We start from the raw sequence: 18490 nt of genomic DNA, 5'->3' as shown, positions 1-18490 counted from the left end.
CCTCCCGGTCCACAGCGGACCGGGAGGGCGTCTGGTCGTCCGTGGGCCGTCAGTCGCTGGCGGGGAGCTGCGGGCCCGGCCGTCCGCCGCGGGAGCCGAGGTGCTCGAGCACCGTGTGCTCGGCCTCGTCGAGGTAGGGGCCCAGGATCTCGGCCGCGGACTCGAGCTCCCCGTCCGCGATGAGCTCGGCCAGCCGGCGGTTGCGCGCGGCGAAGCGCGGGTGGAGGTCGGTCAGGACGTCCATCGGCTGGAACGCGAGGCGCAGGCGGGCGAGGACGCCGTCCATGACGGCCTCGAGGTCGCGGGAGTCCAGCAGCCGGACGATCGCCGCGTGGAGCCGGTGGTTCACGTCGCCGAGCAGGCGGGGCTCCCGGTCCGCGTCGGCGGCCAGGCGGGCGATCTCGGCCAGCTCCTCCACGGCGATGCGATCCGGGCTGCCCCAGCGGAGCGCGCTCAGCTCGATCACGCGGCGGGTGCGGAAGATCTCGGAGACGTCGGCCTCCGTGGGGTGAGCCACGAACACGCCGCGGTGCGGGATGCGCACCAGCAGGCGCTCTGCGGCGAGCGCCGCGAAGGCCTCTCGGAGGCTGTTGCGGCTCACGCCCAGCTCCGCGGCGAGGGCCACCTCCCCCAGCCGCGTGCCCGGGGCCAGCTGCGCGGCGGCGATGCGCTCGCGCACGCGCCGGGCGGCCCCGACGGCGGCGGGCTCCAGGGAGGGCGGGCTCCCGGCGCCATCGGGACGCCGGGGACCGCGGCTGCCGAGCCTCATCCGCCCACGACGCCCAGCCGCTGGCCTCGGGTGAGGGCGGTGCCGGGCTCGAGCGACTCGCGGCGGAAGACGCCGGCGGACGGAGCCTTCACGGTGGTCTCCATCTTCATGGCCTCCATCACAGCCACGACGTCGCCCGCGGCGATCTGCGCGCCGTCGTCGGCCTTCCACGCCACGAGCGAGCCGGTGATGGGGGCCGTGACGGCACCGGCGTCCTCCGCCGCGGGGGCGGCGGCGAGCGCCGCGCGGCCCCGGGAGCCGCCCCCGCCCAGGAGCGCGGCGTGGACGGCGGACGGCAGCCCCAGGCGGACGGCCCGGCCGTCGATGTCCACGGTCATCTGGGTGCGCGTGTTCTCCGGCGCGGCGGCGCCGAGGTACGGCGAGGACTCGAGCTCGGCGGCGAAGGCCGACTCGATCCACGTGGTGTACACGCCCATCCGGTCCGCGCGGGTGAAGTCCTCGTCGTCCAGGACGGCGCGGTGGAACGGCAGCACGGAGGGCAGGCCCTCGATGCGCAGCTCGGCGAGGGCGTCCTTCGCGCGGGCGATGGCCTGGGGGCGGTCCGCACCCCACACGATGAGCTTGGCCATGAGCGAGTCGTAGTGCCCGGGCACCACGGAGCCGGAGCGCACGCCCGAGTCCACGCGGATGCCGGGTCCGGTCGGGGACTCGAACACCTCCACCGGGCCGGGCGAGGGCAGGAAGCCCATGGCCGGGTCCTCGGCGTTGAGCCGGAACTCGAGGGCGTGGCCGCGCGGCCTCGGGTCCTCGGTGAGGGAGAGCCGCTCCCCCGCCGCGATGCGGAACTGCTCGCCCACGAGGTCCACGCCGGTGGTCTCCTCGGTGACGGGGTGCTCCACCTGCAGGCGGGTGTTCACCTCGAGGAAGCTGATCAGCCCGTCCGGGGCGACGAGGTACTCCACGGTGCCGGCGCCGGTGTAGCCGGCCTCGGCGCAGATGCGGCGGGCGGACTCGTGGATGCGGGTGCGCTGCTCGTCCGTGAGGAACGGGGCGGGGGCCTCCTCCACGAGCTTCTGGTTGCGGCGCTGCAGGGAGCAGTCACGCGTGCCCACCACCACGACGGTGCCGTGCGTGTCCGCCAGGACCTGGGCCTCCACGTGGCGCGGCCTGTCCAGGAAGCGCTCCACGAAGCACTCGCCGCGGCCGAAGGCGGTCACGGCCTCGCGCGTGGCGGAGGCGAAGGCGTCCTCCACGTCGTCGAGCTCGCGGACCACCTTGATGCCGCGGCCGCCGCCGCCGAAGGCCGCCTTGATGGCGATCGGCAGGCCGTGCTCCTCCGCGAAGGCGCGCGCCTCGGCGGGGGACTCCACAGGGCCGTCGGAGCCGGGCACGAGCGGGGCGCCGGCACGCTGGGCGATCGCGCGGGCGGTGATCTTGTCGCCCAGGTCGCGGATCGCCTGCGGGGTGGGGCCGATCCAGGTCAGGCCGGCGTCCATGACCTTCTGGGCGAAGTCCGCGTTCTCGGAGAGGAAGCCGTAGCCCGGGTGCACGCCGTCGGCGCCCGCGCGGCGGGCGACGTCGATGAGCGCATCCATGTCCAGGTACGTCTCGGCGGAGGAGGTGCCGGGCAGGTGGAAGGCCTCGTCGGCGACGGCCACGTGCAGGGCGTCCGCGTCCGGGTCCGAGTACACGGCGACGGAGGCCAGGCCGTGGTCACGGCAGGCGCGCGCGACGCGCACGGCGATCTCGCCTCGGTTGGCGATCAGGATCTTGGTGAGCTGCGGCATGGCTCAGGCCTCCTCGGCGGGGTCGGTGACAGCGGGGTCGACGGGCGCGGGGTCCGTCACGGAGATGGGGGTGAGGCGCACGCGGGCGCCCGGGGGGAGCTGGGCTGCGGCGCCGAGGTCCTCGGGGGCGACGACGGCGATCACCGGATAGCCGCCCGTCACCGGGTGGTCGGCCAGGAACAGGACGGGCTGCCCCGAGGGCGGCACCTGCAGCGAGCCCGTGAACACGCCCTCGCTCGCGAGCTCGCCCTCGCGGGAGCGCACGAGCGGGGCGCCGTCCTCGGGGGCGGCCAGGCGCACGCCGATCCGGTTGGACTCGGCGGTGACGAGCCACTCCTGCGTGGTGAGGCGGTCGATCGAGGCGGCGTCGAACCAGTCGTCGCGGGGGCCCAGCACGATGCGCAGCTCCGTGACGGAGCCGGCGGTCGGGGTGACGCGCACGGGCGGCTCGGGATCGCCCACGAGGGCGTGGCCCGGGTCCAGACGGCGGTCAACGCGGGTGCCCGCGGCCAGCGGCTTCGGGCCGATCCCGGACATCACGTCCGTGGCGCGACTGCCGAGCACGAGCGGCACGTCGATCCCGCCGCGCAGGCCCACATAGGTGCGCAGGCCCGCGGCCGGCTCCTCGAGGGTGAGGGTCTCGCCGTCCAGGAGGGCGAACGGGACGCCCACGGGGGCGGGGCGCGTCGCGGGGCCGAGGTCGGCGGGCTCGGCGTCGAACTCGTCGACCTCGGCGAGGTCCGCGTCGGCGGGCTCCGGCTCGACGGCGGCCTCAGGGGCGGCGTCGGATGCGGAGGCCTCGGCGACGCCGGCGAGCGCGTCGTCGTCGCCCTCCTCGGGCACGGCGGTGATGGTGCCGCGCGCCTCCGCGCCGGTCAGCGCGAGCACCTGCGTCCCGCGGGCCGTGAGGGTGAGCCCGCCCAGGAGCGTCTCGATGACGGCCTCGCCGGAGGTGTTGCCGACGATCCGGTTGGCCTGGCGCGCCGCCGTGCGGTCGGCGGCGCCGGACGGCGTGACGCCGAGATCGCCCCAGCCGTGGCGGGCGAGGTCCTGGATGAGCGACTGCATGCCGGGCTCCACCACCGTCAGGCCGGGGCGGTCGGCGGCGGGCGCCGCGTCGTCGGCCTGGGCCGGATCGGGGGCGGGGGCCGCGGTGAGCGTGGCGAGCTCGCGGACGGCGCGGTAGCGCACACGGTCGCCGGGGCGGATCAGGGCCGGCTCGGCGCGCTCGAGGTCCCAGAGGACGGCGTCGGTGCGGCCGAGGAGCTGCCAGCCGCCGGGCGAGACGCGCGGGTACACGGCGGAGAACTCCCCGGCCACGGCCACGGAGCCGGCCGGCACCGCGGTGCGCGGGCTCGTGCGGCGGGGGACCTCGAACGGGGCGGGGTCCGCGGCGCAGTAGGTGAAGCCGGGGGCGAAGCCGCCGAAGGCGCCGAACCAGTCGGCGCTCGTGTGCGCCGCGATCACGGCGTCCACGCTCATCCCGGTGAGCTCGGCGACGTCGGCGAGGTCCTCGCCGTCGTAGAGGACGTCGACGGTGACGGTGCGTGCCTCGTCGGCCACATGGTCGTCCGGGACGATGCGCATGACCTCTCGGGAGGCGTCCAGGGCCTCGCCGCGCGTGCGGAAGACGAGGAGGACGGTCTCGGCCGCGGCGATCGCCTCGCGCTGGCCGTGGAAGGGGTGAGCGGTGACGTGCGCATGCAGGCGCATCACGTCGCCCAGGTTCGCGCACTCGAGCAGCAGCGCGGTGGGTCCTGCCCAGCGCAGGGTCGGCGCGCGGAACGCGGGGCGGCTCACGCGAAGGGCCGGATCTCGACGCCCGCGGACTCCAGGCCCGCCCGGACGGCGGCGGCCATCGCGACGGCGCCGGGGGTGTCCCCGTGGAGGCAGATGCTCTCCGCCTCGACGCGGACATCCGTGCCGTCCACGGCGCGGAGGACGCCGTCGGTGGCCAGGCGCACCATGCGCTCGGCCACCTCGGCCTCGTCGTGGAGGACTGCACCGGGCTCGCGGCGCGAGACGAGCGTGCCGTCGGGGGTGTAGCCGCGGTCCGCGAACGCCTCGGCGACGCCGCGCAGTCCGGCCTTCTCGGCCTTGTCCAGGGCGATCGAGCCCGGCAGGAGCAGCAGCGGGAGGTCGCCGCCGAAGGCCTTGACGGCGTCGACGACGGCCTGGGCGTGCGCCTGGTGGTGGACGATCGTGTTGTAGAGGGCGCCGTGCGGCTTCACGTAGCGGATGGTGCCGCCGGCGGAGCGGGCCAGGGCCTCGAGGGCGCCCAGCTGGTAGAGCACGTCGTCGGCGAGCTCGGTGGGCGAGCAGTCCAGGAAGCGGCGGCCGAAGCCGGCGAGGTCGCGGTAGCCCACGTGGGCGCCGATCGTGATGCCGCCCGCGACGGCGTCGCGGCACGTCTGCGCGATGCCCGAGGGGTCGCCGGCATGGAAGCCGCAGGCCACGTTCGCGGAGGAGACGCTCTGGAAGATGGCGGCGTCGTCGCCCATGGTCCAGTTGCCGAACGACTCGCCGACGTCGCTGTTCAGGTCGATGTGCATGGAAGGGTCCTCTCGCGCGGTGTCGCCCAGATCACTCCATGATGGACCAGCGGGGCGGATTGTTCAACAATCCCTCGGGGTGGGCGACGCCGTGGAGTGGAGACGCGCGCGGAGGTCGGTGCTCCCGACGCAGGGCCTCGTCCGTCTCCGGGTCCTTGGCCTGCGGGGCGCCGGACTCGTCCTCCCCCTCACCCATGGACCCGGTGTGCGAGCGGCCGCGGGGGCCGGGGAAGCCCCGGCCGGCCTCAGCAGAGTCCGGCTCTCACCCCAGCTCCGGTCCTGCCGCGAGCCGGATCGGCCCGCGCGCGGCGCGCGGGTCCTCCACCCGCTCGCCCTTCTGCCGCACCTCCGCGACGCCGTCCGCGTGCAGCTCGGCGGCCACCTCGCGCGCGGCGTCCATCAGGTCACGCCAGTCCTCGCCTCCGGCCACGCGCGCGGCGTCGGAGGGACAGATGGTCGTGCCCTGGCCACGGGCGCGCAGCAGGGTGCGCATCGCCGCGGCCAGCCTCGTCCGCGTCCCCTCCGGCGTGGGCTCCCACCACGGCTCGCCCCGCTCCCCCAGCGCCACCTTCGCGTCCTGCACGCGGGGGCGCGCCCTCGTCGGGTCCGTCGTCACGAGCCGACGCGCGGCCATGAGCCCCTTCACGAGCTCGGCCCCGAGGGCCTCGGGGATGTGCGGGTCCTGCGCTCGCCACGTCCGCCCGTCCACGACGATGTGGTGCCCGTCGGGGGTCCGTTCCGGCCCTGTTCGTCCGGGCACCGTGCGCGTCGGCCCGGTCATGCCGCCACCACCCCGGTCACACCACGTTCGTGCCGAGCCACGCGCCCACGGCGAACGTGAGCGCGAGGGCGAGCGCGCCGCCGAGGACCACGCGCAGCATCGCGGGGATCGGCCGGGCGCCGCCGAGCCACGCGCCCACGGCGCCGGTCACGGCGAGCGCGAGCAGCGTCGTCGCGAAGGTGAGCGGCACGCGGATGTCCACGGGCGCCAGGATGACGGTGAGGAACGGGAGCAGCGCACCCAGCAGGAACGCGATGAAGGAGGCGCCCGCCGCGGCCCACGGGCTGACGACGTCGTCCTCGCGCATCCCGAGCTCCATGCGCAGGTGCGCGGTGAGGGCGTCCTTCTCCGTGAGCTCGCGGGCCACGGACTCCGCGGTCGGCCGGCTCAGCCCCTCGGCCTCGTAGAGCTCCACGAGCTCCTCGAACTCCCCCTCCGGGTCCGCCGCGAGCTCGCGGCGCTCCTTCTGGATCAGCGCCTTCTGCGAGTCCGAGGAGGAGGAGACGGACACGTACTCCCCGAGCGCCATGGACACCGCCCCGCCGACGACGGCGGCCGCGCCCGCGAGCATGACGGGAGCCACCGCGGTGGTCGCCCCGGCCACGCCGACGACGGTCGCGGCGACGGAGACGATGCCGTCGTTCGCGCCGAGGACGCCCGCGCGCAGCCAGTTCAGTCGCTGCTGCAGGCCGTTCTGCGCGTGGGGCTCGGCGGCGTCGTGGGCGGCGGAGACGGAGGGGAGGTCGGTGCTCATGCGAGCATCCTCGTCCCGGATCGGGGCGCCCGCCACGCAGGGAAGGCGATCCTGACCCCGCCCCTCAGCGCAGCGGCGTGTGCTCCGGGTCCACGGCCTCGCCCTCGCGGACGGGCCCGGGCGCGGTGCCGTCGCCGAAGGGGCGGCCGCCCAGCTCCTCACGGCGGTGCGCGCTCATCCAACCGGTCAGGTCCGGGCCCTTCGGCACGATCCCGGTGGGGTTCACGTCCCGGTGCACCTCGTAGTAGTGGTGCTTGATCTGGTCGAAGTCGATCGTGTCGCCGAAGCCGGGCGTCTGGAAGAGGTCCCGCGCGTAGGCCCACAGCGCGGGCATCTCGGCGAGCTTCTGCCGGTTCGCCTTGAAGTGGCCGTGGTAGACGGGGTCGAAGCGGGCGAGCGTGGTGAACAGGCGCACGTCCGCCTCGGTGATGGTCGCGCCCATGAGGAACCGGCGCGTGGTGAGGCGCTCCTCGAGCCAGTCCATCGCGGTCCAGAGCCGGTCGTAGGCCTCGTCGTAGGACTCCTGCTCCCCCGCGAAGCCGCAGCGGTACACCCCGTTGTTGACCTCGGTGAACACGCGCTCGATGACCTCGAACATCTCGTCGCGCTCGGGCCCGGCGTCGGGGATCAGCTGCGGGGCGCCGTCGCGGTGGAACGCGGTCCACTCGGTGCTGAAGTCCAGGGTGATCTGCGGGTAGTCGTTGGTCACCACGCCGCCGGTGGGCACGTCCACGAGGGCGGGCACCGTGATGCCGCGCGAGTAGTCCGGGAAGCGCTCGACGTAGTTCTCCTGGAGCCAGTGCGTGCCGAGCACGGGGTCCGTGCCGCCTTCGTCGAGGTCGAACGTCCACGAGCGCTCGTCGTGGACGGGTCCCGGCGTGCCGAGCGAGATCGCGTCCTCGAGCCCCAGCAGGCGCCGGACGATGATGGCGCGGTTGGCCCACGGGCAGGCCCGCGCCGCCACGAGGCGGTAGCGGCCGGCCTCCACGGGCCAGGCCTCCGCGCCCTCGGCGAGGCCGCCGCCCACGCGCCCCACCCGCGCGGGCTCCTCCGTGGGCCGCGCCCGGACGGCGCCCGGGTCGGCGACGATGCGGTCGCCGATGTAGTTCGTGTCGCGGTCGTAGCCGCCCTCCTCGATGTAGCCCGTCGGCGAGGCGGCGGCGTCCGATCCCTGTCCAGTCGAATCCTTGTCCATACACTCGACCCTATGACCGAGGCCGTCGAAACTCCCGGGCTGACGCCCGCCCCCTCCGTGCGCTGCGTGACCGCGCACAACCCCTCTCCCATGACCCTCGCGGGCACCAACACGTACGTCGTGGGCGCGCCGGAGGCGAGCGCCGTCGTCGTGGTGGACCCGGGGCCGGAGGAGGGCGCGCACGAGCATCTCGACGCGGTCCTGGGGGCGGCCGGGGGACGGCCGATCGGCCTGATCCTGGTGACGCACCGCCACGCGGACCATACGGGCGGCACGGACGTGTTCCACGAGGCCACCGGCGCGCCCGTGCGCGCCGCGCTCCCGGAGCACTGCCGGGGCGGGGGCGAGCCGCTCCTCGACGGCGAGCGTCTCGCCGACGACGGCGGCGCCCTCGCCGGGGTGGAGATCCTCGCGTGGCACACGCCGGGGCACACCTCGGACTCGTGCTGCTTCGTGCTCCCGGGTGCGGGCGAGGCGGGTGCCGTCCTCACGGGCGACACGATCCTGGGCGCGGGCACCACGATGCTCGACCACCCGGACGGCACCCTGGCCGACTACCTGGACAGCCTGCGCCGCCTCGAGGCCGCGGGCCCCCTGACGGTCCTGCCGGCGCACGGCCCCGTCCCCGCCCCGCTGGACGTCGTGGCGAGGGACTACCGCCACCATCGGGAGGGCCGCCTCGCGCAGATCGAGGCCGCGCTCGAGGAGCTGGAGGAGGACGTGCTCGCCCGGATCACCCCCGAGGAGCTGACCCCGATGATCTACCCGGGCGTCGGGGGCACGGTCGGCCGCGTCGCCGAGCAGACCGTGGCCGCGCACCTGGAGTACCTGCGCCACCACGCCGTGGGGCGCTGAACCGCCCTGTCCCCCACCCCGCGAACCAAGGAGAGCCCCATGACCATCCTCATCGGCTACAAGCCCAGCGACTCGGGCGACGCCGCCCTCGACAAGGCCCTCGACATCGCCCGCTCCACCCGCGAGCGCGTCGTCGTGGTCAACGCGGGCCCGGGCGGAGAGCACCGCACCGACTCCCTCGTCACGGAGGCGCAGCAGCGGGGCGTGCAGGCCCGCCTCGACGCCTCGGGCGTGGACGCCGAGTTCCGCCAGTACGCGCGCGGCCGCTCCACGGTGCAGGAGATGAAGGACGTGGCGGCCGAGCTGGACGCCACCCTCGTGGTGATCGGCCTGCGCCGCCGCGGCGGGTTCGGCCGCTTCGTGATGGGCTCGGTCTCAGACGAGCTCCTCCAGCAGCTCGACCAGCCCGTGCTGTGCGTGAAGGCCTCGGCGGGCACCACGCCGGACGCCCCGAGCCACGTGGCCGAGACGGACCCGGACTTCCAGCGCAGCCTGCCCCGCTCCGAGCCGCTGCGCGAGCAGCACCCGTTCGCGCCGGACGCGCACGGGGAGGGCTCGGGTCAGGCCTTCTCGGAGGAGCCGCCGTCCTCGTCGGGGTCCAGCGTCCGCTGATCCGGGCGGGCGGCGTGGGCTCCGGCCTGGCCCCCGCCGTCCGCCTCGCGCTGCGCGTCGCGCTGGGCCCGGCGTTCGGCGAACGCGTCCTCGCCGGGCCCGGCCATCTCCGCATTGCGCTGCACCGCGGTGATCGATCCCGTGTACAGGGCCGAATGCTCGTCCACGCGGGTGAGCGGCGCGGTGGTGGGCCGCACGGCGGGGATCCGCATCGTCTGGGCGGCCGGCTCCCGGCCGCGTCCCGGCGACGCGGGCGCCGGAGCGCTCCCGTGGGCCGCGCCGGGGGCGGCGTCCTGGGGGGCGGCGGGCTCGTGCGCGGCGAGCTGCGGGGCCGACTGCCCCTCCGCGTGCCGCTGCGTGAGGATGCCCTCCGGGTGCTCCTGACGCAGGAAGGCCACGAGGTCCTCGCGGACGAGGCAGCGCAGGTCCCACAGCTCGCCGGAGTTCTTGGCGGAGACCACCGCGCGGATCCGCACCATGCCGCCCACGGCGTCCGTGACCTGCATGGCGTTCTCCTTGCCGTCCCAGAGCTCGGTGGACGCGAGCAGGGCGGCGAGCCGCGCCCGCAGGTCCTCCATCGGCACGCGCCAGTCCACGTCCAGCTCGACGACGCCGGCCACCGCCGAGCCCACGCGCGTCCAGTTCTCGAAGGGCTCGGTGGTGAAGTGGGAGGACGGGTAGACCATCCGCCGACCGTCCCAGATCTTCACGACCACGTTGGAGAGCGTGATCTCCTCGACCGTGCCGAACACGCCCTCCATGGTCACCACGTCCCCCACACGGATGGAGTCGGTGAAGGCCAGCTGCACGCCCGCGAACACGTTGGTCAGCGTGGACTGCACGGCGAGGCCGGCGATCACGGAGATCAGGCCGGCGGACGCCAGGAGGCCGGCGCCGAGCGAGCGGACCTCCGGGATGGAGATGAGCACCGCGGCGATCGCGATCACCACGATCACGACACTGAGGATGCGCCGGATCAGCATGGTCTGCGTGCGGATGCGCCGCTCGCGGCGGTCGTTGACCCCGACCTCGCGGTAGCGCCAGAGGATGCGCTTCTCCACGAGGTCCACGATCCGCCACGCCGCCCACGCCAGCGCGGCCACGAGCACCACCATGAGCACGAACGCGGCGCCGCGGTACCAGGTCTCCGCGCGCGCCGTGACGCCGAGCGCCAGGCGGGCGGCGAGGGAGGCGCCGGCGAGGGAGAGCGGCAGGCTCAGCGGGGCCATCTGGCGGCGCAGCTCGGCGCGGCGGAGCATGAGCAGCCGCACCGCCTGGAACGCGAGCCACACCCCCACCCAGCCGAGCACGAACGCGATGGCCGCTGTGAACAGGGCGCCGCCGGTCACCCCGAGGGCCTCGGCCGCGGCGTCCGAGGTGCCCTGGACGCCATCCTGCACCTCGTCGGGGACCTCGGCGGCGGCAGCCAGGCGCACGAGGCCGGGGAACAGGGCGGAGGAGGCGAGGCTGAGCATGGCGCCAGTCTGGCATCCGCGGCCGAACGCCGCCCGGATCGGAGCACAATGGAGCCTGACCGCCCGCCCGCCCCGTGGCCGAGCGCTCCCTCCGGAGCGGCGCCGCCCACCTGCACCCCCTGGAGGATCCCCGTGCTCTCCGTGACCGATCTCCGCGCCGTGGACACCGCCACGGCGGACCTGTCCAGCATCATCCCCCGCGCGGACGTGGACGTGGCCTCGATGGTCCCCACGATCACGCCGATCATCGACGAGGTCCGCGAGCGCGGTGCCGCCGCCCTGCTGGACCTGGCCGAGCGCTTCGACGGCGTCCGCCCGGCGTCCCTGCGCGTGCCCGTCGAGGCGCTCGCGGAGGCGCTCGCGACGCTGGACCCCCGGGTCCGCGCCGCGCTCGAGGAGTCGATCCGCCGCGCCCGTCTCGTCCACGCCGCGCAGGTGCCCGCCGGATCCAGGGTGGAGCTGGGCGAGGGCGCCGTCGTCGAGAACCGCTGGGTGCCCGTGGGCCGCGTGGGCCTCTACGTGCCCGGCGGGCGCGCGGTGTACCCCTCCTCCGTGGTGATGAACGTGGTGCCCGCGCAGGCGGCCGGTGTGGGCGCGCTCGCCGTGACCTCGCCCCCGCAGCGGGAGCACGGCGGCCTGCCCCACCCCACGGTGCTCGCGGCCTGCGCACTGCTGGGGGTGGACGAGGTCTACGCGGCGGGCGGCGCCCAGGCCGTGGCCATGCTCGCGCTCGGCGTCCGGGACGACGACGGCGACGGCTGGCTGTGCGCGCCCGTGGACCTGGTGACCGGGCCGGGCAACGTGTACGTGGCCGCGGCGAAGCGCGCCCTGCAGGGGACCATCGGCGTGGACGCCGAGGCCGGCCCCTCCGAGATCGCGGTGATCGCGGACGGCACGGCGCGGGCGGACTGGGTGGCCGCGGACCTGATCAGCCAGTCCGAGCACGACCCCCTGGCCGCCTCCGTGCTCATCACGGACTCCGAGGACCTCGCGCGGGACGTGCTCGCCGCGATCGAGGCACAGGTGCCCGGCACGCTGCACGAGGAGCAGGTCCGCGTCGCGCTGACCGGGCCGCAGTCCGGCGTGCTGCTCGTGCGGGACATGGACCAGGCCGTGGAGGTCTCGGACCGCTACGCCACCGAGCACCTCGAGATCCAGACGCGCGACCCCGACGCCGTCGCGGCCCGGGTGCGCAACGCCGGCGCCGTGTTCGTGGGGCCGCACTCCCCCGTGCCGCTCGGGGACTACTCCGCCGGGTCCAACCACGTGCTGCCCACCTCCGGCACCGCGCGGCACTCCTCCGGGCTGAACACCGTGACGTTCCTGCGCTCCCAGCAGGTGATCCGCTACACGGCCGAGGGGCTGGCCGGGGTGGCCGGGGGCATCGAGGCGCTCGCGGCCGACGAGGGCCTGCCCGCGCACGGCGCCGCCATCGCCCTGCGCTCCGAGTGAGCGGGGCGGCGGAATGAGCGGGCCTGCAGGCGGGGGGACGGTCCGGATCGACGCGTGGCTCTGGGCCGTGCGCCTCTACAAGACCCGCTCCGCCGCGACGGCGGCCGTGCGGGCCGGCCACGTCCGCGTGGACGGCGAGCCGGTGAAGGCGGCGGCGTCCGTCGTCGTCGGGAACCGGATCCGGGTGCGGCAGGACGGCCGCGAGCGGATCCTCGAGGTGACCGGCCTGATCTCCAAGCGCGTGGGCGCGCCGGTGGCGGTCAAGCAGTACGTGGACCACTCGCCGCCGCCCGTGCCGCGCGAGCTGCTGTCCATCCCCTACCGCGAGCGCGGCGCGGGTCGGCCCACCAAGCGGGACCGCCGGCAGCTGGACGCGCTGCGCGGGCGGGACGGGGCCGGGCGGGGCTGAGGCGGTGTGTCGGGCCCGGCCTCGCGCGCTCGGGACCGGGCGCGGACAGGCCGGGTCAGGCGCCGTCGTTCTGCCGCATCACCACCATGCGGAACGGCTCGCTGTTCGCCACCGTGGCGGTCAGCGTCACGGGTCCGTTCTCGACGATCGGGGGCAACCCCGCGGACCAGCCGCCGCAGCCGGCGTCCGAGCCCGCCCGCCAGTCGGTGACGCCCTTGATCGTGGTGTGCAGGTCCGTCTTCCCCACGGCGTCCATGGGGCACTCGAACGCCACCGTGAGGACGTCTCCCGCCTGGGCGTCCACGGTGGCCGACTGCGTCCCCGTGCCCATGCCCTCCCAGACGATCCAACGCGTCCCCGCGGCCGTCGGCAGGTGCTTCTCGGCGTACTCGGCGTACGTGATCCCGTCGTCCTTGAACATCCGGGCGTGGTCGGCCTCCGCGGCGGCGCGCGCGGAGGCGTCGGCCGCCTCGATCACGGCCGACGCGGAGGCCTGCACGCTCGGATCCGTCGTCGTGGCGAGCACCTGACGGGCCGCCTCGACGTCGGCGGCCAGCGCTTGGCCCATGGGGGCGGCGGAGGATGAGGAAGCTGCGGTGGCGGGCGTGGACGGGGATGCGGGCGCGGGCGTCTCCGCGGGTTCCGCCGCACCGCAGCCCGTGAGGCCGGCCGCGAGCGCCAGAGCGCTCAGGCCGGCCAGGCCGATGGAAGGAAGGCGGTCCATGCGGTTCTCCTCTGTGCATGCGCCGCGGCTGCGGCGATTCCCTGCGGCGCAGGATGCGCTCATGCTGTGATATGGATCACCCTCTGTCAAGCGAATCCGGTGCGCCGAGACGGGATCGTGACCGGCGGCCCCGAGGCGCTGGGCCGACGGCGGGGCGGGGCAGGCCGGGCGCAGCAGCGGGCGCGGATGTGTCCTCCCGTGACCGCGCGGGCGCCCCGCCTGGCGGACGGCTTTGACGCGGCAGGCCAGGCGCTCCTACCGTTGCCTCACAGAATCACGAGTCCCCGTCATCACGGCCCTGGCCGGCGGGGCGGCAACCCTCTCACGCAGTAGTGGGGTGCTCCAGGTGAGGATTCGGCCCGGCGGAGGACCCCGACGGGCAAGTACTCGCGTCTCCGCGGATCACGCCGATCCGCTCAGGTGAACCGCCCTTCGCGGAGCCGCGTCCGTCACGAAGAGGACCCGCGCCATGACCTTGACCCTGACCGACCACCACGCCCCTTGCCGGCCTGCCGGCGCCCACCCCGCCTGGCAGGCAGACGTCTCCCGCGACCGCCTGCGCCCCGGCCTGGCGGCGTTCCCGACCGGCGTCGTCGCCGTCGCCGGCCTCGTGGACGGGCACCCCGAGGTGATGGTCTCCTCCTCCTTCAGCGTGGGCGTCTCGTGGGAGCCGGCGCTCGTCTCCTTCTCCGCACAGCTGACCTCGCGCACGTGGCCCCGACTGCGCCGGGCCGAGTCGATCGGCGTGTCGCTGCTCGCGGAGGACCAGGCGCACCTGTGCGGGCAGCTGGCCTCCCGCACCGGGGACCGCCTCGCGGGGATCGACGTGCACGTCAGCCCGAACGGCGCGCTCCTGCTCGAGGGGTCCTCCCTGTGGCTCGAGACACGCCTGCACACCGAGGTGCCCGCCGGGGACCACGTCGTCGCCCTGCTGGAGGTCTCCGGCTTCGCGGACCACACGGACGCCCGCCCGCCCGCGGCGCTGCACCGCAACCTCTTCCACGGGCTCACCGCGCTCTGAGGAGCACCCCGGAGCAGGGATCCGCACGGACTGCAACGGCCCCAGATTGCGCTCACAGGTGAACATCCGATGAACATCGACCCCGTGGTCGCCAGACGGTCGAATCCGTGGCAGTATGAACCTTGAAGTTGATCCAAGCTGTATCCCGTAACATCACTGCTTGTCAGTCCCGGCCCCGGTCGGAACGATGAGTGTGGGCACGCGGTTCAGTTCTGCCGCTTCACCCGGAGGCCACAATGGCCACCGGTTCCCACACCGCCCCTCCGGGGGCACATCGAAAGGACACCATCATGGCTGTCGGTACCGTCAAGTGGTTCAACGCTGAAAAGGGCTTCGGCTTCATCGCTCCCGAGGATCAGTCCGCGGACGTCTTCGTGCACTTCTCCGCCATCACCGGCGCGGGCTTCAAGGAGCTCCAGGAGAACGACCGCGTCGAGTTCGAGACCCAGCAGGGCCCCAAGGGCCTGCAGGCCGCGAACGTGACCAAGATCTGATCTTCCTCCTCTGAGGATTCCGTCCCCGGCGCCTGAGGCGCTGACGGACGATCACCGAAGGCCCCGATCCCCACGGATCGGGGCCTTCGTCGTGCGCCGCGGCTCACACGCCGGACCGGCCCCGATCCACACGGCGGCGCAGCAGCCACGTGACCCCGAGTCCCAGCAGGTATGCCCCGCCCACCGCGAGCAGGCCGAGGCGGAAGTCCCCGGTGTGGTCCCGGAGCAGGCCCATCACGAGCGGTCCGCACGCGAAGCCGGCGTACATGCCCATGGCGTTCGTCCCCGAGGCGTCGCCGAGCTGCCCGGCCGGGACGCCGTCCATGATCCCGGCGTTGATCACCACGTTCGCGCCCAGCACGGTGAGCCCGTGCAGCACGGCGGCCGCCCACAGGAGGGCGGGCGCGTGGCTCACGTCGGCGGCCAGGAGGGCGGCCACCACCAGCAGCGAGCCGGCGCAGATCGCCGCGAGCAGGGTGGTGGGCCGATGCCCGGCGGCCATGCGGCGGCCCCACCAGATGCGGGAGAAGACCCCGATCACCCCCGAGACGGCGGCGGCCGCCCCGCCGACGACGAGGGACTGGCCGAGCGTCTCCACCGCGAACAGCGGCAGGTACGCGTTCACGGCCTGCATGCCGAGGCCCGTGAGGAACGCGATCGCCGCGAAGAACCACACGCTCGCCGGCAGCCGCTCACGCCCACCACGTCGGCCGGTCGTCGGCGCTCCGGCACCCGCGGGACCCTCAGCGGCCCGCGGCGCGCCGTCGTCGTGCCGGATGTGCGCCGCGGCCGCGGAAGAGCCCGCCGGGAGCGGCGGCACCGTGGCCCACGCGACGACGCCCAGCACGCCCGCCACGAGCGCCGCCCCCAGCGCCGCGCCCGTCCAGCCGAGGGTCAGTGCCGCGGCGGGGAAGAACAGGCCGCCGAAGAGCTGCGCGAGCTGCACGCCGGACTGCTTCAGCCCGATCCACCCGATGCGCCGCTCAGGCGGGGCGACCTCGCGGATGATGCGGTTCGTCGTCGGGTTCGAGATCGCCTGGGTGACCCCCGCGAGCGCCGCCGCCGCGTAGAGCGCGAAGAGCGTGGTGGAGAACGCGCCCACCACGAGCGCCAGGGCCGCACCGCCGAAGATGATGCCCATCTGTGCGCGCGAGGAGAGGCTGTCCGCGAGGCGTCCCAGCCACACGGACGTGACCGCGGCGGCGCCGAACACCACGGTGAGCACGGTGCCGAGCTGGCCGGAGGTGACGCCCAGGCGCTCGATCACCAGCGCGGAGGAGCTGGCCACCCCGTAGTTGAACAGCGGGCCGGCGGCCATGGCGGCGAGCAGCACCGTCAGCAGCAGGACGTCCCCGGGGCGGCCGGGCTGGCGGGCGGGTACGGAGGGCGGGGTCACGGCCCCAGGGTATGCCCCCTCCTGCGACGAGCCCTGCGCTGCTGCTCCTGTCCGGGGCGGACAGGGGCAGCAGCGCAGGGCTCGTCGAGGGGGACGGCGGGTCGGGTCAGACGACGCGGCCCTCGCCGCGCGGCTCATCCTCGACGCGACCGGTGGTGTCGCCGTCGGAGACCTCTTCGCCGTCCTGGCGCTCGGGGCGTGCCCCGGCCTCGGGCGGCAGCTCGCTCGCGTCGTCCGCATGGCCGCGGCGCGGGGACTGGTCGGACCAGTCGGCGTCGGTCTTGGCGGCCGCCGCCGAGTCCCCGGACGGGCCCGGGACGGGGCTGGCGGAGGCGTCGTCGTCCTTGCCGAGGCCCACGGCCTGGGCCAGGCGGCCCACCGTGCGCCCGTAGAGGGTCTCGCCCTCCTTGAGGGAGGCGACGCTGGGCATGGGGGAGGTGCTCAGCGAGACCCCGTTCGCATCCCGCGGCTCGACGGCGATCCGGTCCTTCGTGGCGAGGGAGGAGCCGGCGCGGGACAGGGCCGAGGGCGCCTGGCCCTGCTCGCCGTCGCGGCCCGGGGCGGCCAGCTCGGAGCGCCACTCGGGGTTGCGGTCCGTGAGGTAGTCGATCCGGGCGTGCTCACCGAAGTGGTCGGCGTCCGCCTCCTCCCAGTCGAGGTCCCAGCCGGCTGGCGGGTCGTTGAGCAGCTCGTCCGTGCGCAGCCAGTGGTAGATGGACGCGTAGGAACGGGTGCTCAGGTGGTCCACGCGGCGGCGCATCATGCGGGTGTTCAGCTGAGACGGGTGGGAGACGCCCATGGACGCCATGATCTGCACCGCCTCGCGGACGGTGAGGCGGTGGTAGTTGAACACGCGGTTCGACTTGTCCTCCACGTCGACGGCGCGGGCCAGGCGCGGGTCCTGCGTGGCCACGCCCACCGGGCACTCGTTCGTGTGGCACTTCTGCGCCTGGATGCAGCCGGTGGCCATCATCATGGCGCGCGCGGACATGGTGAAGTCGGCGCCCTGGATCAGGCGCTTGACGATGTCCGAGCCGGTGGCCACCTTGCCGGCGGCGCCGAGCTTGATCATGTGGCGCAGGCCGGTGCCCACGAGGGCGTTGTGCACGAGCATGAGCCCCTCGGTGAGCGGGGTGCCCACGCGGTCCGAGTACTCCAGCGGGGCGGCGCCGGTTCCTCCCTCGGAGCCGTCCACGATGATGAAGTCCGGAGCGATGCGCTCCTCCCACATGGCCTTGCACATGGCGAGCACGTCCACGCGGGAGCCCACGCAGAACTTGATGCCGATCGGCTTGCCGCCCGAGAGCTCGCGCAGCCGCCCGATGAAGCGGACCATCTCGCGGGGGGTGCGGAACGCGGAGTGCGAGGCCGGGGACAGGCAGTCGCGGTCCATGGGGATCTCGCGGGCCTCGGCGATCTCCCTGGAGATCTTCTCCTTGGGCAGCATGCCGCCCAGACCGGGCTTGGCGCCCTGCGAGAGCTTGACGGTGATGCCCTTGACCTCGGGGAGCACGGCCTTGGCGGCGAAGCGCTCAGCGCTGAACGTGCCGTCCTCGTTGCGGCAGCCGAAGTAGCCGGAGCCGATCTCCCAGAACAGGTCCGCGCCGTTGCCGCGGTGGTACTTGGTGAGGCCGCCCTCGCCGGTCTCGTGGATGAAGCCGCCCATGCCGGCGCCCTTGTTCATGGCCACCACCGCGTTGGCGGAGAGCGAGCCGAAGGACATCGAGGAGATGTTCATCAGCGAGATGTCCGCGGGCTGCGTGCAGTCCGGGCCGCCGATGCGCACCGTGGGGGGCTCCTCCGGCGCGTTCACGGGCGCGGAGGAGTGGAGGAGGAACTCGTAGCCGATCTCCGAGGTGTCCCGCTCGGTGCCGAACGCCTTGTGCGCGTCCAGGCCCTTGGCGCGGGCGTACACGAGGGAGCGGGTGTCGCGGTCGAAGGGCTTGCCGTCGAAGTTGCGCTCGATGAAGTACTGCTGGATCTCGGGTCGGATGGACTCGAGCAGGTACCGCATCCGCCCGATGACCGGGTAGTTGCGGAGGATGGCGTGGCGCTTCTGCGTCACGTCGTAGATGGCCAGGATCAGGAGCGCGATCATGATCGCGGCCAACACCCACCAGGCGCCATTGCCGATGACTGCGACCAGGACCAGGACCGCGGCGCCGAGCGAGAGTGCGGCGACGATCAGAAGTCTGTTGTTCACCCGACCAATGGTGCCCCACATCCCACGGTTCCGACACCCGCCCCGCCGGG

General features: G+C 74.4%; 18 protein-coding genes and 1 riboswitch. Of the genes, 6 read left to right on the top strand and 12 right to left on the bottom strand.

Annotation, left to right across the window (positions count from 1 at the left end):
* Nucleotides 1-49 precede the first annotated feature (49 nt).
* The 8 genes from NJC10_RS03095 to NJC10_RS03060 form a co-directional block, all read right to left on the bottom strand.
* Nucleotides 50-679 (bottom strand): GntR family transcriptional regulator, encoded by a 630-nt coding sequence (locus NJC10_RS03095; protein ID WP_319074520.1) that lies wholly within the window; start codon nucleotides 677-679, stop codon nucleotides 50-52.
* A gap of 86 nt (nucleotides 680-765) precedes the next feature.
* Nucleotides 766-2517, bottom strand: coding sequence for an acetyl/propionyl/methylcrotonyl-CoA carboxylase subunit alpha (locus NJC10_RS03090; protein ID WP_319074518.1), 1752 nt, complete (start codon nucleotides 2515-2517; stop codon nucleotides 766-768).
* 3 nt (nucleotides 2518-2520) lie between these two features.
* The gene (locus tag NJC10_RS03085; RefSeq protein WP_319074516.1) at nucleotides 2521-4317 is read right to left on the bottom strand and encodes a carboxyltransferase domain-containing protein; all 1797 of its coding nucleotides are present in this window, start codon (nucleotides 4315-4317) and stop codon (nucleotides 2521-2523) included.
* Nucleotides 4314-5069 carry a 5-oxoprolinase subunit PxpA gene (locus NJC10_RS03080; RefSeq protein WP_319074515.1) on the bottom strand — a complete coding sequence of 252 codons (756 nt, stop codon included), beginning with the start codon at nucleotides 5067-5069 and terminating at the stop codon, nucleotides 4314-4316. Before NJC10_RS03080 ends, NJC10_RS03085 begins: the two co-directional genes overlap by 4 nt.
* A 31-nt stretch (nucleotides 5070-5100) precedes the next feature.
* The gene (locus tag NJC10_RS03075; RefSeq protein WP_248116255.1) at nucleotides 5101-5265 is read right to left on the bottom strand and encodes a hypothetical protein; all 165 of its coding nucleotides are present in this window, start codon (nucleotides 5263-5265) and stop codon (nucleotides 5101-5103) included.
* Between the two features lie 66 nt (nucleotides 5266-5331).
* Nucleotides 5332-5850, bottom strand: a complete 519-nt coding sequence (locus NJC10_RS03070; RefSeq protein ID WP_248116253.1) for a DUF3253 domain-containing protein — start codon at nucleotides 5848-5850, stop codon at nucleotides 5332-5334.
* A 16-nt stretch (nucleotides 5851-5866) separates the two neighbouring features.
* Nucleotides 5867-6604 carry a VIT family protein gene (locus NJC10_RS03065; RefSeq protein WP_319074514.1) on the bottom strand — a complete coding sequence of 246 codons (738 nt, stop codon included), beginning with the start codon at nucleotides 6602-6604 and terminating at the stop codon, nucleotides 5867-5869.
* Nucleotides 6605-6668: 64 nt separating this feature from the next.
* Nucleotides 6669-7799, bottom strand: a complete 1131-nt coding sequence (locus NJC10_RS03060; protein WP_319074513.1) for a glutathione S-transferase family protein — start codon at nucleotides 7797-7799, stop codon at nucleotides 6669-6671.
* 12 nt (nucleotides 7800-7811) lie between these two features.
* Here NJC10_RS03060 and NJC10_RS03055 point away from each other — a divergent pair, with 12 nt between their 5' ends.
* Together NJC10_RS03055 and NJC10_RS03050 are read left to right on the top strand one after the other, a co-directional pair.
* Nucleotides 7812-8654 (top strand): MBL fold metallo-hydrolase, encoded by an 843-nt coding sequence (locus NJC10_RS03055; RefSeq protein ID WP_248116247.1) that lies wholly within the window; start codon nucleotides 7812-7814, stop codon nucleotides 8652-8654.
* Between the two features lie 39 nt (nucleotides 8655-8693).
* Nucleotides 8694-9266: a universal stress protein gene (locus tag NJC10_RS03050; protein ID WP_319074510.1), complete on the top strand. Its 573-nt coding sequence runs from the start codon at nucleotides 8694-8696 to the stop codon at nucleotides 9264-9266.
* Here the strand turns inward: NJC10_RS03050 and NJC10_RS03045 are convergent.
* Entirely contained in the window at nucleotides 9215-10741 is a 1527-nt protein-coding gene (locus NJC10_RS03045) for a mechanosensitive ion channel family protein (protein WP_319074508.1), read from the bottom strand. The genes NJC10_RS03050 and NJC10_RS03045 overlap by 52 nt on opposite strands.
* 132 nt (nucleotides 10742-10873) lie before the next feature.
* Between NJC10_RS03045 and hisD the strand changes: the two genes are divergently transcribed.
* Together hisD and NJC10_RS03035 are read left to right on the top strand one after the other, a co-directional pair.
* Nucleotides 10874-12193 carry a histidinol dehydrogenase gene (gene hisD, locus NJC10_RS03040; RefSeq protein ID WP_319074506.1) on the top strand — a complete coding sequence of 440 codons (1320 nt, stop codon included), beginning with the start codon at nucleotides 10874-10876 and terminating at the stop codon, nucleotides 12191-12193.
* Nucleotides 12194-12206: 13 nt separating this feature from the next.
* The gene (locus NJC10_RS03035; protein ID WP_319074504.1) at nucleotides 12207-12602 is read left to right on the top strand and encodes an RNA-binding S4 domain-containing protein; all 396 of its coding nucleotides are present in this window, start codon (nucleotides 12207-12209) and stop codon (nucleotides 12600-12602) included.
* Between the two features lie 55 nt (nucleotides 12603-12657).
* Here the strand turns inward: NJC10_RS03035 and NJC10_RS03030 are convergent, their stop codons facing one another.
* Complete coding sequence (locus NJC10_RS03030) at nucleotides 12658-13326, bottom strand: hypothetical protein (RefSeq protein ID WP_319074502.1); 669 nt, start codon at nucleotides 13324-13326, stop codon at nucleotides 12658-12660.
* A 272-nt stretch (nucleotides 13327-13598) separates the two neighbouring features.
* A riboswitch (SAM riboswitch) is annotated at nucleotides 13599-13718 on the top strand.
* Nucleotides 13719-13795: 77 nt separating this feature from the next.
* On the opposite strand from NJC10_RS03030, the gene NJC10_RS03025 reads away from it, so the two are divergent.
* Both NJC10_RS03025 and NJC10_RS03020 read left to right on the top strand, forming a co-directional pair.
* Nucleotides 13796-14347 carry a flavin reductase family protein gene (locus tag NJC10_RS03025; protein ID WP_319074500.1) on the top strand — a complete coding sequence of 184 codons (552 nt, stop codon included), beginning with the start codon at nucleotides 13796-13798 and terminating at the stop codon, nucleotides 14345-14347.
* 290 nt (nucleotides 14348-14637) lie between these two features.
* Nucleotides 14638-14841: a cold-shock protein gene (locus NJC10_RS03020; protein ID WP_319074499.1), complete on the top strand. Its 204-nt coding sequence runs from the start codon at nucleotides 14638-14640 to the stop codon at nucleotides 14839-14841.
* Nucleotides 14842-14944: 103 nt separating this feature from the next.
* On the opposite strand, the gene NJC10_RS03015 is transcribed toward NJC10_RS03020, so the two are convergent.
* Both NJC10_RS03015 and NJC10_RS03010 read right to left on the bottom strand, forming a co-directional pair.
* Complete coding sequence (locus NJC10_RS03015; protein WP_319074498.1) at nucleotides 14945-16237, bottom strand: MFS transporter; 1293 nt, start codon at nucleotides 16235-16237, stop codon at nucleotides 14945-14947.
* Nucleotides 16238-16343: 106 nt separating this feature from the next.
* Nucleotides 16344-18461: an FMN-binding glutamate synthase family protein gene (locus tag NJC10_RS03010; RefSeq protein WP_319074497.1), complete on the bottom strand. Its 2118-nt coding sequence runs from the start codon at nucleotides 18459-18461 to the stop codon at nucleotides 16344-16346.
* Nucleotides 18462-18490: the final 29 nt, after the last annotated feature.

The organism is Micrococcus sp. M4NT, assembly GCF_033790745.1.
Classification (GTDB): domain Bacteria; phylum Actinomycetota; class Actinomycetes; order Actinomycetales; family Micrococcaceae; genus Micrococcus.
This window is presented reverse-complemented; position numbering and strand designations above follow the sequence as displayed.

What these genes read in the sequence shown, in the direction of transcription:
- NJC10_RS03020 (WP_319074499.1), top strand. Translation starts at nt 14,638, where the DNA reads ATGGCTGTCGGTACCGTCAAGTGGTTCAACGCTGAAAAGGGCTTCGGC.
- NJC10_RS03055 (WP_248116247.1), top strand. Translation starts at nt 7,812, where the DNA reads ATGACCGAGGCCGTCGAAACTCCCGGGCTGACGCCCGCCCCCTCCGTG.
- NJC10_RS03030 (WP_319074502.1), bottom strand. Translation starts at nt 13,326, where the DNA reads ATGGACCGCCTTCCTTCCATCGGCCTGGCCGGCCTGAGCGCTCTGGCG.
- NJC10_RS03080 (WP_319074515.1), bottom strand. Translation starts at nt 5,069, where the DNA reads ATGCACATCGACCTGAACAGCGACGTCGGCGAGTCGTTCGGCAACTGG.
- NJC10_RS03060 (WP_319074513.1), bottom strand. Translation starts at nt 7,799, where the DNA reads ATGGACAAGGATTCGACTGGACAGGGATCGGACGCCGCCGCCTCGCCG.
- NJC10_RS03035 (WP_319074504.1), top strand. Translation starts at nt 12,207, where the DNA reads ATGAGCGGGCCTGCAGGCGGGGGGACGGTCCGGATCGACGCGTGGCTC.
- NJC10_RS03090 (WP_319074518.1), bottom strand. Translation starts at nt 2,517, where the DNA reads ATGCCGCAGCTCACCAAGATCCTGATCGCCAACCGAGGCGAGATCGCC.
- NJC10_RS03025 (WP_319074500.1), top strand. Translation starts at nt 13,796, where the DNA reads ATGACCTTGACCCTGACCGACCACCACGCCCCTTGCCGGCCTGCCGGC.
- NJC10_RS03045 (WP_319074508.1), bottom strand. Translation starts at nt 10,741, where the DNA reads ATGCTCAGCCTCGCCTCCTCCGCCCTGTTCCCCGGCCTCGTGCGCCTG.
- NJC10_RS03065 (WP_319074514.1), bottom strand. Translation starts at nt 6,604, where the DNA reads ATGAGCACCGACCTCCCCTCCGTCTCCGCCGCCCACGACGCCGCCGAG.
- NJC10_RS03010 (WP_319074497.1), bottom strand. Translation starts at nt 18,461, where the DNA reads ATGTGGGGCACCATTGGTCGGGTGAACAACAGACTTCTGATCGTCGCC.
- NJC10_RS03070 (WP_248116253.1), bottom strand. Translation starts at nt 5,850, where the DNA reads ATGACCGGGCCGACGCGCACGGTGCCCGGACGAACAGGGCCGGAACGG.
- NJC10_RS03050 (WP_319074510.1), top strand. Translation starts at nt 8,694, where the DNA reads ATGACCATCCTCATCGGCTACAAGCCCAGCGACTCGGGCGACGCCGCC.
- NJC10_RS03075 (WP_248116255.1), bottom strand. Translation starts at nt 5,265, where the DNA reads ATGGGTGAGGGGGAGGACGAGTCCGGCGCCCCGCAGGCCAAGGACCCG.